Raw genomic sequence first — 13,602 nt, 5'->3', positions numbered from 1 at the left:
AGAAATAAAATATTCTAGCTCCTTCTAATGGCTTTAAAATACTCTTGATATTTTTCACCAAAAAATCATTTCGTAAAGCTTATTTACAACTAAAAAAATAATACTCACTGTATAAATGCAAATAATGTGTACTAGAACCACATAAATACACCAATTGTGATTAAAGGATTATATTGCCCAAAAAGGAAAAAAATATATAATAGAAGAAAAAGAAGGTTTAATCATGATATCAACAGTAACCACAACCACCACTACTACAACCACCACCACTGCAGCCACATCTGCTACTGCTGCCACCACCGTGACAACCGCGGTGACTTCAGCGGATATTTTAGGCTACAGTTTAATTGCTGTGGTGGCACTTATCGCGTTTTTGGCCCTGAAGGAGATTTTAAGCTCCGAGGCTCACAAAAATAATAAAATAAACACCTTTATTAACAGCTCTAACGTTGCTATACTGCCACTACTTTTTGTATTCGGTGCAGTTGTAACCTACAAAGTTGTTACCATACTCTAGGGAGTGGTCTAAAATGAGAAAAAATTTAGGATTATTGTCCATCCTGGCAGTAGTCATAGTGGTTGTGGCTGTATCCGGATGTTCCAACAATACCAATACTACTAGTAACTCCAATGTCAATGCTATTAACGAAAAGAGTACCAAATTATCGCTAACAAACAATGGAACTACTTGGTTACAAGTAGAACTGGTTGCCAATGGTACTGCTAAAAATGGTACAAACAGGACCATATATGCAGAAACCTTTATCAAACCTAACGGAACTGCCACCATTGATTTATCCCAGATACTGGGATACGGCAACGAACCATTACCCGCTGGAACCACAATACGCATCCAATCCTGGAAAGGACTCTTTAACAACACTAACGGTGTAGGTACTAATGGAACCATTAACCTCACACTACAGGGATGGTCCAATACCTTAAACCCAGGACCTAAAGACAATTCAACTAATATCAACTTCAGCCCAGTACCCATCTATCAGTTACCAGCAAACATCAACGATACAACAGTATTCATCGCAACAACCCCTGAGGAACTGGCAAAAATCACACCATACGACACTGCAGACCAGGAACCAGTCTTCGAAGAAGAGGTACTAATTGTAAATGCAGATGGAACTGTAACCATCATAGTCACCAGACCCCCTGAACTGTGCCGGTTAATTGCAGCCATCGTCTAAAAATAAAAACCCTTTTTTTATTTTCCCTTATTTTTTGTTTTACTAATAACTATCTGATAGATATGAACCGCAACCTACTCTTCATAGCTGTTGTACTAATTGTGGGAATTGCATGCATCTCCTTACTCGAAGTCACACAGGGAGTCATTAGTGGTTTTGTTTTTGAACAGATCCCCTACAACTACACATCTAAAGTATGGATACCCCCCACACATCCTGAAAACCCCAATGAGGCGTCTCTAGGTGGATTTTACAAAATTAATGGTAAAGGGAAGAATTTTAACTTCTTTTTAAAACTTTCAGGTGCTGAGAAAGCTGAAAGTCCCCTGGATTACACTGAAGATGGGCTGAGAGGAACCGGGAAAATTGATGAAATAAAAATCACCTGGGGAACCCTGTACTCCCTATTAAATAAAGATGTTAAGGCTGCCATGTTCAACACCAGTTTCAAGGGACATATGAACCTATCTTGCGCTGCCTGGACCGGGGTGACCTACTTCCAGAACGATGGAAAAACTTTCAATGGTAGCTTCACCATCGACGGGGTGATGACTGACTGGGAGGGCACTTACACCTTGCAGAGGGAGGGTTTCCGCATTCTTGGAATCAGTGACTTCATATACTACCCTAACCAGGAGAAATCAGCAGCTAAAAGTGTTAGGAAAACCTATTACCTTTAAATACTTCATTTACAAATACCAACTATATTAACAATAACCAAGTAAATCGTCATAATAGTTACAGTTATATGTGATGATAACGCTTAACTTCTTGTATTGTACTTTCAGATTCAATGGTTGAAGTGGAGAATAAATCGTGAAAAGCAGTGAAAAAGTCCATCATAAAGGTTTGGAAATAGGATTGCCCGGAAACTATGTTATTACTTTAATTGCCTATCTTCTGGCCCTGATTGCTGCTGAACTGGTCACCACCTATGTAAATAAAACTTGGGGATTGGCTGCTCATACCATTATCCTGTTCGCACTTCTGGTGAACGCAGCCATGGTGGAGTCCCTGGATTTTTCCAACCTGCTGCGCAGTATGATGCCCATCCCCATCATCCGCATTGTTGGACTTTCCATACCCATGATGCAAATAAAACCCCTGTACTGGTTCCCCATAGTTGCTATTCCCCTTTTCGCCGCATCCATCGCTATAATGCGCAGCCAAAACCTTACTTTGGAGGAAGTGGGACTTATTCTAGGTAAACTCCCATTGCAACTCCTTATTGCCACCACCGGGTTTATCACCGGTATTATTGAATTTATGATCCTGCGTCCCGACCCTTTAATTTCTCAGTTTACACCCTTACTTTTAATTGGAGGGTTTTTCATTCTTTTAATAGCAACCGGGCTGGCTGAAGAATTGCTTTTCAGGGGCATCCTCCAGACCAATACCATGAAAATGATAGGACCTGCCTTTGGACTGATTTACACTTCCCTGGTGTTCACCACCATGCACATTGGCTGGATCTACTTTGCAGACCTGGTATTTGTGTTCAGTGTGGCCATGTTCTATGGTTATGCTTTTATTAAAACCAGATCTATCCTGGGAATTACTCTGGCTCACGGAATATCAAACTCCATGCTGTTTCTGGTGATGCCCTTTGTAAACCTAGCAGTGTTTGGTTTGCATTAACACCCCCCCCTAAAAAAATATGAAAATGAAGAGACTATATGGAAGGATAAACATATTTGTAATCTTTTTAGATAGAAATATTAACAACAATTAAATATATTGGCATACTTATACAATATTACTGGATTCAACTGGAGGAATATTAATAAAAGTTACAGCTGTGATACCTGCCTACAACGAGGAAAAAACCATTGGCAGCACTGTTCTGGGAACACGCCAGAAGGTTTTAAGAGTGATCGTTGTGGATGATGGCAGTACTGATAAAACTGCTGAAATAGCCAAATTAGCCGGGGCAGAGGTGGTGGTGCACCCCACTAATCAAGGTAAGGGAGTTGCCCTTAAAACAGGATTTAACGCCGCCCGGGACGCAGATATCATAGTAACTCTGGACTCGGATGGCCAGCACAACCCTGCAGAAATACCTAAACTACTGGAACCCATCCTTAAAAATGAAGCAGACGTGGTTAATGGGAGCCGTTATTTAAATGGTAACAGTGGAGAAACACCTGCCTATCGAAGGGTGGGGCAGAATGTTCTGGACACTGCCACTAAGATCAGTGGAAATATCGATGTTACCGACAGCCAAAGCGGTTTCAGAGCATTTGCCGGTCACACCATACCCGTATTTCGCTTCCACAGCAAAGATTACACCATTGAAAGTGAGATGTTAATTGATGCCGCCCGGGCTAAGCTGCGAATAAAAGAAGTTGAAATTAACACCACCTATGGAGAAAAAAACCAGCATAAAATGAACCCTGTAAAGCATGGGTTGAGTGTTCTGGTACGACTTTTGCAGGATATGGAATTCAACCGCCCCTTATACTATTTCACACTCCCTGGATCAATCATGATCATAACAGGGATGGTTCTGGGCCTTTATTTCTTCGGAGAATACCTGGCTGGAAGCATGAAGACTTTATTCCCCACAACTTTAGCAGCCCTGTTAACAATTTTCGGTGCTTTCATTGCCTTCACTGGTCTAATTCTGCACAGTGTTTCCCGGATGATCTGGAGAGTTATGGGTAAATAAAAATTGTATGAACTGATTTTCAACAATTCCACATAAATGAAGAGGATAAACTAACACAGAGACCTGATTAGTTTCATGCAAATTAAAAAAAACCCCCCAAATAAAATATTCTAATCCTTGAGAAATGATTTTTTCTATATTATCTTTTATTCTAATTCTTACTGATTCAGAAGAGATGATGAATTATCTTCAAATTCAACACTTACTATCTATTCTCCTTCACCCTTCCGGTACTCATGTGTAAAGTGAGCATCATATAGCTTGGAAGGAGTCACACTACCTGGATGAAGAACCTCCCCTACCACTATTATTGCTGTCTTCTGGATACCTGCATCCTTGACTTTATCTATTATATCAGTCAGGTTTCCCCTAACAATTTTCTCATCCTTCCAGCTGGCCTTCTGCACCACTGCCACCGGGGTTTCAGGGTCGTAGAAGGTCAAGAGTTCACCCACCACCTTACCAATCATATGCACTCCCAGGAATATACACATGGTGGCCTGATGCTCTGCCAGGCGGAATATGGCCTCCCGGTCTGGTTTAGGGGTTCTGCCTGATGGCCGGGTTATTATAACAGTTTGAGAAACTTCTGGTAAAGTTAGCTCAGTTTCCAGGGCTGCAGCTGCGGCAAATAGGGAGCTTACTCCCGGGATGATGTGGTATTCTATTTGTTTACTTTTCAGTTGCTGTATCTGCTCTTTTATGGCACCGTAGATGGACGGGTCTCCGGTGTGCACCCTGGCAACCAGTTTACCCTCACCAGCAGCTTCACCCATCACATCTACTATTTCATCCAGGTTCATATGGGCACTGTTGTAGATCACTGCTTCTTCCTTGGCGTAACCTAATATTTCAGGGTTCACCAGTGACCCTGCATAGATAATGACATCTGCCTTTTCAATCACTTTAAGTGCTTTAAGGGTGATTAGTTCCGGGTCTCCGGGTCCGGCTCCTATGAAAACAACTTTACCATTCATTCTAAAATACTCCATAATTTTAGGCGATTTATTTCCTTTGAAAATTTTAGATTATAAATTGAGTGTAGTTTAAGATTATAAATTTGTACTCATCACCTTCTTTCAGTGCAAAAAACATGTATTTGATGCGAAATGATTGGTCCATGCAGTTTAATCCATAAATACTGTGAATGGGAAGACTTTGAGGTACATGTGAAGGTATAAGGTCAAGAGCGATCCAAATACAATTTTTTATCATTATTTAAAATTGATTTTGATAATTATTGAATTACTATGATTCCCTTTTTATTGTTAAAATCAGAATCAAAGCTTACTTTGGTGAATTGCTAAATCTTCCATTATTGCAATATACACTGCATCAAAAAAGCTTATTTCACCATCATACTTTATAAAATGTTTGAATGCTTCATAAACAAATGACTATCTTCTGCTGTAGTAAAATCCTTTAATGTATCATATATCTTTATAATGTCCTTTGTTTCTAATTTCTTTTTTAAAACAGTTATTGTTTCAGCAACAACCAGTTTTGAAATTATTTTTTCTCCATTTTTGATAATTTTAGCTATTTCAACAGCTCTATCATGGTTTTCTTCTCCATTTACAAAAAAAGCAATTGAATAGCTAGTATCCAGAAATATCATAACTCACCATTTCTCAACTTCTTTACTTCTTCAGTTGCACTAAATGGTTTTTTAGCAGTTACTATGCCTGCTAATTTGAGAAAATTATCTCCTTTGGTTTTTTTCTGCTTTTTCTCCTCTTTTTCAAGCATTATTCCTTTTTTCAGTAACTGATTTATAATCTCTGTCTGTGTGGTTTCTTTACTATTTGCCAATATCTTTAATTCTTTTAACAAGTCTCGCTCAATGTTCATGTTTGTTTTAACTTTTTGAGTAGCCATAGAACTTAACCTCAATATTTAGATGGTATACTATATGGTTAATTTACCATATAAATATAATATCTAAATAGCCCCCTAAGCACCTCTAAAAGGTTTAGAATTAACTAACATCTACTTTTATTAGTTTAAAAACATATTATGCTAATGATTTGTCCATCAGTTAACTCCATGGCTGTAAGAATGAACAAATATTAAGTATAGGGGGAACTTTGCTTAAACCCTTCTAAAATTCTTAAAATTTCATTCAATTGGAAACTTCTTCTCTTCCATTTCTATTGAACCGTAGGGACATTCCTGTATGCATATCTCACAACAGCCGCAGGTTGCCGGGTCAATAACTGCCTGCTGGTTCTCATTTAATCGGACTGTGTCCATGCCAATCTGTACCTGGGGGCAGTGTTTAATACATTCGTGTTCACATTCATCTGCTTCACAAGTCTCATGATCCACCACTGCCGATTTCATAGCAAAACCCAGCGCTCTTCTAACTGCTTCTTTGGTCTGGTAACCTGCCAGGTGGAGTATGGTGTCTCCCACTACCGAATCTGTGCCCATGCTGGCATTGCAGGGATAGTTGTGCAGTTTATTCCCTGCTTCCAGTTCTGCTTCCTCTGCTGGGAAGCCTTCAATATTCTCAGCTATGTAATGGGTGCTGCCACAGGGTGCACTCCTTATAACCTTAACTTTTCTGATGATACCATCTGCATCTATCTCCAGCACTGGTTTCCCGAATTCTCTGGCGAATTCATCTATGAATTCATCTCCCACGGGTTCCAGTGAACAGAATGGTTTGGGGAACACTATCTTAACATCTGGGGCTGATTCCTGGATTTCTCTTTGCAGTCCTGGTGGTACCTGTGCCGGGTCATGGAGGGGTATGATAACTGATTTAGCCCCGCTTTTTTCTGCGATGATGGGCACCACCATGTTTATATCTCCAAAGAGCCCCACTGCCAGTATGAGGTCTGCCTGGGGGATGTTCCGGGGCACGTACCCTGAAAAGTCGTCTATGAACTCTGGCAGGTCATCAGGTATCTCCTCTAAACCCACCATGCTACTGGCCAGTCCCATCTCTGCCAGACTGTTCACAATGCGACTACCATAATTCCCGGAACTTATAATATAAAGCTTCATAGTACTCATCTCATGCATAAAAGTTAATACCTAAGTTAAAAGAACATTCAATACTATAATCCTTAATTAAAGTACTTAATAAATTAGTTGATATAAAAGTGTGAGAATGGTGATGAAACTATTCTCAAAGGTCTTATACAGATAGAAAATTCAAATAGATTTAACTTTCAGGTTTTCTTTAGCAATTTACAACATAAAAACATAACCTTCACCTGATTACTTGAGAAATGATCTATTGATTTCTTTGGGAGATGATCTCAAAGTTTAGTCTTTTCCTAGTTCAAATCTTCCTTTTTTAATTTCAATGGCATTTAAGGGACATTCTCTCACACATATTTCACAGTACCCGCAGGTTGCCGGGTCAATTAGAGCCTTATCCTCCTTTAGGGTTATGGTATTCAGTCCTATGAGCACCTGGGGACAGACTTTAATGCACTGCTCCTGGCACTGGGAGGTGTCGCATAGTTCCGGGTTTACCACTGCTGATTTAACTGCAAATCCCAATGCTCTTTTTATGGCTTCTTTTATCTGGTAACTGGCCAGGTGCATGCTGGTGTCACCTACTGCCGGGTCAGTGTCGGTGCTGGCATTGCAGGGGTAGTTATGGAGTTTCTGGGTGGCTTCAAATTCTGCATCCTGCACTGGCATACTCCACAGTCCCCGGGCAATGTAGTTGGTGGAACCACAGGGAGCTCCCCTTAAAACTTCAGCCTTCTTAATGAACTTATCTGACTTGATGAACAGGACTGGTTTACCAAAACGGCTGGCGAACTCATCGATAGGGGCATCACCCACTGGTTCCAGTGAACAGAAGGGTTTGGGGAAAACAATTTTAATATCCGGGGCTGAGTCAATGATTTCCTGCTGCAGTGCAGGTGGCATCTGTTTAGGACCGTAAATGGGTATTATGGCGGATTTGGCCCCGGTTTTACGAGCCACCTCCGGAACGATCATATTTAAATCCCCAGAGAGTCCCACAGCCAGGATTAAATCAGAGGGTGGTAGATTTTTAGGAATGTATCCTGAAAAATCATCCAAAAAAAGAGGTATATCTTCTTTAAATTCTTCCATTCCCACGATGTTACTGGCCATGCCATGTTCAGCCAGATTGTTAACCACCCGACTACCATACTTACCTGAACTTAAAATGTAAATTCGCATATCCACCACCCTCCAAGAATATGATATTTTCTGTTCTAGTAGTATTGTATTGTTGTTTCTATTCTAGTAATATTGTTTTGTTGTTGCCTGCGGATAGAACTTTCCATTTAGTTCCCTGTGGATATCCATTTAATGATGCTGATTTCTGACCATTCAATACATATTTTGTGAATTTTATATTATCATAAAACTTATGGATTATAAAATAAGGACTATTTTATCTAAAACCCACTTGATAATCCACTTTCTTATCTATTAATCCAGTTGATAATCCACTTTCTTGTTTATTAATCCTCTTTACGATCCACTTTCCTGCAACGGAATATCACTGTTCCCCCATCTGTGTAGGGTCGAGCAGGGTCAACACATTGCAGATAAGCATGATCCTCATCACCTTCCCTGGTGAGTCCCAGTTCCAGTGGGATCCATTTATGCTCCAGGATAGTAGTGTAGTGTAAGATGGTGGACAGGGCATGGGTGCACAGGGCATCCGTTTCATCCAGAATTATCTCCGGATCCTTAAATACCATGAGGTCGCCCTTTTTATACACTGGGCAGTGCCCCCTTATCTCGTGGACTGTTATTTCCAACATTCATTAACCCCCTTTAAAGTTCAATACCCTTGAATGATGGTAAATTTCATATAAACTAGTGGATTTCACCTGAAAATGGTTCCCTATAAAATAGGAATTGTTTAAAAAATTGTTTAAAAAAAAATGAGGATGTCTGTTGAAAATATAATGTTATTAGTTTTATTCTGTCCAATTACATTAGCTCTTCCCTGAGGTCGATGGTGTCTGCCAGGTCCGGGCCGGTGCTGATTATGGTCACCGGTACCTTGGTTTCATTTTCAATCTCTTCCACAAACCTCTTTATCTCACCAGATAGGTCTGAGTATTCTGTCACTCTTTCACATGACGGGTATAATCTGTCCACACAGGTTAAAGCTATCTGCGTTGCCCCGTTAATCATGCAACTTTCCCGGGCAAGGTCCATATCAAAGAGTCCCACTCTTCGTCTTCTGCCAGTTACTGTACCATATTCTTCCAGACCCATTTTTTCAGCTTCTTCCTGTTTCATCTCAGAGGGGAATGGACCTTCTCCCACACGGGTTATGTAGGATTTGAAAACAACAATAACATCATCAATACGGGTGGGACCCACACCAACATCTGCTGCTGCAGAGGAGGCTGTGGTGTCCTTACTGGTAACAAAGGGGTAAGTTCCATAATAAAGTGATAATCCGAAACCCTGAGATCCTTCGATGAAAACATCCCGACCTTCATCCAGGGCGGTGTTAACTTCCAGGGGCACATCAGCAGTGAAACCATCCATGGAATCAATATCAATGGCCTGTTTAATGGTACGTAAAGCACGGTCCCGGTTTGCGGGTCCGCAGCCAGTTCCGGTGCTTCCAATCTTTTTGTGGAGATGGTCTGATCCCTTATCCTGTTCTTTGTGTTCTTCTTCAATTATAGCGCAGCGGTAATCAGCAAAGGTTCTACTTTTCACCTTATACTTGTTTAGATAGTCCAGTTCATAGTGGAATACTGCTGGATCTACCAGTACCCCTGCACCTATAAGCAGCCGTGCTCCGGTGTGAACGAATCCTGATGGGATCATCCTCAGCCCATATTTTTCACCATTAAACTCCACTGAATGCCCTGCATTGGGCCCCACACCTGCTCTGGCAATGATTTCCGGTTTATCCTGGTAACAAAGGTAGGTAATGCATTTACCTTTACCTTCATCTCCCCAGCCTCCTCCTACTAGTATATTGCATGTCATGTGATCATCCTCGTTGTGATTTTAACCTCTCTTATATTGTCCATAGCCTATTAAAAACATTTCCCCACAACAATGACCATGCATGATAATGGTTTAAAATGGCTTTAAATGCTTTTAAGATGAGGATTAAAGCTTTAAAGGCGATGAATCTATTATCCTTATTTGTTAGCTTATTGATTATACTTGATTGTGTTCTTCGAACCAGATTAATCTTATTGGTATTCTAATGTCCTTAAAAAGAGTTGGAAAAATCTATTTTTTCAATATTAGAATTTATCAGGGTTTATTGCACTGGCTACTTTTGCGGTTTACTCCCCTGACTTATAATTCTGTCAAATAGTTCAGGAGTGTATTTGCGCTGCATGGACACCAGTATATGCTGATCCAGTGCTTCTTCCAATATCTCCACTGTCATCTTCTCCTCTCCCCTCCGGATTCGTATGGCCTGTGCAATCTGAGCAATGTCACGGGCATGGGCAAAGGTGGGTTTTAAACTCTCACCACCATCCACCTGCGGGATGTAGACTCGGCGGAAACGTTCCAGGACTTCCTCCTCATAATCTTCCCTTAACATGTCCAGATTGCGTTTGAAGACCTCCACAATCTCATCAGAACTGGGAACATCCAGGTAGACATGCAGAGGTGCTCTTCTAAGGTGGGCCTCATCTATAATGGTGATCTCCAGGTTGGTGGATAGGGCGGGGATGAAATGAGTGTGCACTATCACTGGTGCTCCTTTAATGTAGATCACATCCTTCTTATTCTCCAGGGGTACGATCATCCGGTTTAATAGAACGTTAGGATCTTCTTTCTGCCTTCCCAGGTCATCCAGTAAGAGCACACCTCCATTGGCTTTTATAATGGGTGATGTTTCAAATACACCCTTATTGGGATTGTATAAGGTTTCCATTTTCTCAGTACTCAACTCGGATCCGGTGAATACAAAGGGTGCATATATTTTAACCCATCTCACATCCCCTGGTTGTTCAGGTCTTAACCTGTGAAAATCAGGGTCGTACATCTGGATTATGTTCCCAGAAAATTCCACATAACGGGGCATGATAATGGGTGGCAGTAACTCGGACATTTTACTGGTTAGGAAAGTTTTACCAGTGCCTGGTGGTCCGTAAATAAAAAATCCCTTACCTCCAATAGCAGATTCAGTTAAAACCTTTTTAGGGTACTCCATCCCCACCACATCATGGAAGGCTTTCTCAATTACCTCTGAAGGTATTTTAATGGGGTATCTTCCCTTTAACTGGACTTCCATGATTTTGAAGTACTCATCATAGGTTACTGGGGCGATACCCACGTAGGGGTTTTCCTCCATTAATTTAACTGCCTTTAAGTGGCCCTGTTTTTTTATGGTGTAATCCACACTGGCAAAGAGGAATCCCCCACCGGTTTGGCCAATTAGGTTTTCCTTTTCCATGGGTTTAAGGCATTCTTCCAGGATGTCTATGTGCAGTCCAACAATTTCATGCATCTGCTGAACTGTAATATTCCCATAGGTGTTGATAACCTTTAAAAGAAGATTCTGAATGAAAGGGCGCGGCAAATCTATTTCATCAAGTGATTTAGGCTCCTCTAAGACCTGGAAGAGTTTCTGCATTTTCGCATCATGATAATATTCCATTTAAACATCCTCGAATGGATTATTAAAAATATCACTCCCCAAAAGGAGAACTTTTTGTATATAAATTAAATGGGCATTTCATATGCTATTATTTATATGGAATTATAGGCAGTTATACCTTAACTTCACAGAAAGAAAATGATTTACCCCTACCTTAGTGATATATTTCACAAGGAGGATAGTCCAATCAGCAATTGCAATTTTGTATAATTCACAAAATGAGAAATTTCATAAAATGAGAAATCAAGATAAAGGTCAAGTATGAATTTGAAATAGTTCATGAAAGGTTATGTAATGAAAGGTTATGATGAGTAGAAAAATAAGAAAAAAAGAGCTAACAATTAATCATTTCTATTTACAAGAAGGGGAGTTAAAATAAAAAAATTCCATCCCTATTTATCCATCCCTATTTATGTGCATAATAAAACCTGATTATCTCACCATTTACTTGGTCTAAACGGGCAAATCCTACTCTTTCGAGTTGAACCACATCTTCTACTTCAGCTTTCAAAATAGAAGGCTCTGCATAACCTTTGACCATGGAGGCATCAGGCATTACTATTTCTATTTCTCTAAATCCATTGGCAGGCACCCACTGCACGATCTTGGCTTTAAATTCACGGGCTTCTTCTATACCTTCACTATGGTAGATGGCTTTTCCATCCTGGAAGGTGATGTTAACTGCATCCATTAGCCTTAGAACCTGTTCAGGGTCAGATGGAATGTCCTTACGGTCCAGGTATATTCTTTCCTCAAAGTCCAGTTCACGCATTCCCCGGTCCAAGTGGTCAGGGTGGAGTGGTCTTTCCACAGTTCCCCTTAGGGATTCTGGTAAACCCTCTATTTCCACCAGCTGGGGATTGGCCACCATAAAGTATCGGTTGGCCTTCTCTTCCAGGAAGGTGCGGTTGAGTCCGTAGATCTTCTTCCAGCTTACAGCAGTATCCGCCATTTTAACCCCGATCTCCAGCATTAATTCACGGATGGCATCAGCCTGTATTCCCCTCCGGGCAATGGCCCTGATGGTTCCCAATCTTGGGTCATCCCAGCCACTGTATACTCCTTCTTCAATACCCTGACGTGCTTTGGATGTGGAAAGGGGTATATCTTCCATTTTCAAACGACCGTAATGGATGAACTGAGGAATTTCCCATCCCATATGTTTATACAAGTATTCCTGTTTTTCACTGTTGGCCAGGTGGTCTTTACCCCGTAGTACATGGCTTACACCGGATAAGTGGTCATCCACGGATACTGAGAAGTTCATCATGGGATATACTTTGTATTCAGTGCCCAGGCGGGGATGTTCATGTTCCACCACTCGCATGGCCACCCAGTCACGAATGGCAGGGTTCTTATGCTGAATATCAGTTTTCACCCTGAGCACCATTTCTCCCTCTGCAGTCAGTGGCATTTTCTCCCAGAGGGTGAGGTTTTCCTCCACTGATGCATCCCGGTGGGGGCAGGGTTTAGATGAATTTTTTAGTTCCTTAAACACGTCTCCTGGACATGAACACATGTAGGCTCCACCATTTTTAATTAGTTCCTCTGCCTGTTGATAATATGTTTCCATCCGGTCGGATTGTATAATCACTTCATCCCAATCAACACCCAACCAGGATAAATCTTCCTCAATCATCTGGTAGGCTTCCGGGTCCACCCTGCGGGGGTCGGTGTCTTCAATCCTCAGGATTAACTTACCCCCGTAACGTTTCTTGTATTCCTGGTTTAAAACTGCTGCCCGGGCATGGCCTATATGCAGGGGGCCTGATGGATTTGGAGCAAAACGCAGCACAACTTTACCCTCCACTTCAGGTAAATCCGCTAATCCCTTCACCTTTTCCAATTTCTTCTTCTCTACAAAACCGCCTAAAGCTTCCAGTTCCTCCTTCTGGGCTTGGGTAGACATGGCATTAACCTGGCTTACAATCTGACCAGCCAGTTTTGACACTTCTTTGGCCTTTTTCCGGTATTCTGGATGGGCAGACATTATCATCCCTATCACTGCTCCGGCTTGGGCCTGTCCACCGTGTTTGGTGGCATTGATCAGGGCCTGTTTTTTTAAGAGTTCTTCCAATTCCTGCATGATAATCCCTTTTACTTGTGAATTTATTTCCTGCCTTGGTCAAATTTAT

At 41.2% G+C, this 13,602-nt stretch carries 14 protein-coding genes; 5 read left to right on the top strand and 9 right to left on the bottom strand.

Going from position 1 to position 13,602, the window contains the following annotated elements; all coding sequences use genetic code 11:
* The first annotated feature begins 223 nt into the window (after positions 1-223).
* The 5 genes from HVN35_09600 to HVN35_09580 all read left to right on the top strand — a co-directional run bounded on the left by HVN35_09600 (position 224) and on the right by HVN35_09580 (position 3,870).
* Positions 224-517, top strand: coding sequence for a hypothetical protein (locus HVN35_09600; GenBank protein ID NYB52796.1), 294 nt, complete (start codon positions 224-226; stop codon positions 515-517).
* Between the two features lie 13 nt (positions 518-530).
* Complete coding sequence (locus HVN35_09595; GenBank protein NYB52795.1) at positions 531-1,202, top strand: hypothetical protein; 672 nt, start codon at positions 531-533, stop codon at positions 1,200-1,202.
* Between the two features lie 62 nt (positions 1,203-1,264).
* Complete coding sequence (locus HVN35_09590; protein ID NYB52794.1) at positions 1,265-1,882, top strand: hypothetical protein; 618 nt, start codon at positions 1,265-1,267, stop codon at positions 1,880-1,882.
* A gap of 136 nt (positions 1,883-2,018) precedes the next feature.
* Positions 2,019-2,840 carry a CPBP family intramembrane metalloprotease gene (locus HVN35_09585; protein ID NYB52793.1) on the top strand — a complete coding sequence of 274 codons (822 nt, stop codon included), beginning with the start codon at positions 2,019-2,021 and terminating at the stop codon, positions 2,838-2,840.
* Between the two features lie 145 nt (positions 2,841-2,985).
* Positions 2,986-3,870 (top strand): glycosyltransferase family 2 protein, encoded by an 885-nt coding sequence (locus HVN35_09580; protein ID NYB52792.1) that lies wholly within the window; start codon positions 2,986-2,988, stop codon positions 3,868-3,870.
* Positions 3,871-4,079: 209 nt separating this feature from the next.
* Here the strand turns inward: HVN35_09580 and cobM are convergent, their stop codons facing one another.
* The 9 genes from cobM to HVN35_09535 all read right to left on the bottom strand — a co-directional run bounded on the left by cobM (position 4,080) and on the right by HVN35_09535 (position 13,553).
* Positions 4,080-4,847, bottom strand: coding sequence for a precorrin-4 C(11)-methyltransferase (cobM, locus tag HVN35_09575; protein NYB52791.1), 768 nt, complete (start codon positions 4,845-4,847; stop codon positions 4,080-4,082).
* A gap of 386 nt (positions 4,848-5,233) precedes the next feature.
* Positions 5,234-5,488, bottom strand: a complete 255-nt coding sequence (locus HVN35_09570; protein ID NYB52790.1) for a PIN domain-containing protein — start codon at positions 5,486-5,488, stop codon at positions 5,234-5,236.
* Positions 5,485-5,748 carry a hypothetical protein gene (locus HVN35_09565; GenBank protein ID NYB52789.1) on the bottom strand — a complete coding sequence of 88 codons (264 nt, stop codon included), beginning with the start codon at positions 5,746-5,748 and terminating at the stop codon, positions 5,485-5,487. The genes HVN35_09570 and HVN35_09565 overlap by 4 nt, the downstream gene beginning before the upstream one ends.
* A 240-nt stretch (positions 5,749-5,988) precedes the next feature.
* The gene (locus tag HVN35_09560; GenBank protein ID NYB52788.1) at positions 5,989-6,882 is read right to left on the bottom strand and encodes a thymidylate synthase; all 894 of its coding nucleotides are present in this window, start codon (positions 6,880-6,882) and stop codon (positions 5,989-5,991) included.
* Positions 6,883-7,146: 264 nt separating this feature from the next.
* Positions 7,147-8,043: a 4Fe-4S binding protein gene (locus tag HVN35_09555; GenBank protein ID NYB52787.1), complete on the bottom strand. Its 897-nt coding sequence runs from the start codon at positions 8,041-8,043 to the stop codon at positions 7,147-7,149.
* 287 nt (positions 8,044-8,330) lie between these two features.
* Positions 8,331-8,636: a TIGR04076 family protein gene (locus HVN35_09550; protein NYB52786.1), complete on the bottom strand. Its 306-nt coding sequence runs from the start codon at positions 8,634-8,636 to the stop codon at positions 8,331-8,333.
* Between the two features lie 172 nt (positions 8,637-8,808).
* Complete coding sequence (locus HVN35_09545; protein ID NYB52785.1) at positions 8,809-9,831, bottom strand: adenylosuccinate synthetase; 1,023 nt, start codon at positions 9,829-9,831, stop codon at positions 8,809-8,811.
* A gap of 295 nt (positions 9,832-10,126) precedes the next feature.
* Positions 10,127-11,467, bottom strand: coding sequence for an ATP-binding protein (locus tag HVN35_09540; protein NYB52784.1), 1,341 nt, complete (start codon positions 11,465-11,467; stop codon positions 10,127-10,129).
* Between the two features lie 406 nt (positions 11,468-11,873).
* Positions 11,874-13,553 (bottom strand): glutamate--tRNA ligase, encoded by a 1,680-nt coding sequence (locus HVN35_09535; protein NYB52783.1) that lies wholly within the window; start codon positions 13,551-13,553, stop codon positions 11,874-11,876.
* Positions 13,554-13,602 lie beyond the last annotated feature (49 nt).

The organism is Methanobacteriaceae archaeon (assembly GCA_013403005.1).
GTDB lineage: Archaea > Methanobacteriota > Methanobacteria > Methanobacteriales > Methanobacteriaceae > Methanobacterium.
Note: the sequence above shows the minus strand (reverse complement) of the source record. Positions and strands in the feature narration are given on the sequence as shown.

Coding starts and splice junctions, on each gene's coding strand:
- HVN35_09600 (NYB52796.1), top strand. CDS start 224: ATGATATCAACAGTAACCACAACCACCACTACTACAACCACCACCACT.
- HVN35_09595 (NYB52795.1), top strand. CDS start 531: ATGAGAAAAAATTTAGGATTATTGTCCATCCTGGCAGTAGTCATAGTG.
- HVN35_09590 (NYB52794.1), top strand. CDS start 1,265: ATGAACCGCAACCTACTCTTCATAGCTGTTGTACTAATTGTGGGAATT.
- cobM (NYB52791.1), bottom strand. CDS start 4,847: ATGAATGGTAAAGTTGTTTTCATAGGAGCCGGACCCGGAGACCCGGAA.
- HVN35_09570 (NYB52790.1), bottom strand. CDS start 5,488: ATGATATTTCTGGATACTAGCTATTCAATTGCTTTTTTTGTAAATGGA.
- HVN35_09565 (NYB52789.1), bottom strand. CDS start 5,748: ATGGCTACTCAAAAAGTTAAAACAAACATGAACATTGAGCGAGACTTG.
- HVN35_09560 (NYB52788.1), bottom strand. CDS start 6,882: ATGAAGCTTTATATTATAAGTTCCGGGAATTATGGTAGTCGCATTGTG.
- HVN35_09555 (NYB52787.1), bottom strand. CDS start 8,043: ATGCGAATTTACATTTTAAGTTCAGGTAAGTATGGTAGTCGGGTGGTT.
- HVN35_09550 (NYB52786.1), bottom strand. CDS start 8,636: ATGTTGGAAATAACAGTCCACGAGATAAGGGGGCACTGCCCAGTGTAT.
- HVN35_09545 (NYB52785.1), bottom strand. CDS start 9,831: ATGACATGCAATATACTAGTAGGAGGAGGCTGGGGAGATGAAGGTAAA.
- HVN35_09540 (NYB52784.1), bottom strand. CDS start 11,467: ATGGAATATTATCATGATGCGAAAATGCAGAAACTCTTCCAGGTCTTA.
- HVN35_09535 (NYB52783.1), bottom strand. CDS start 13,553: ATGCAGGAATTGGAAGAACTCTTAAAAAAACAGGCCCTGATCAATGCC.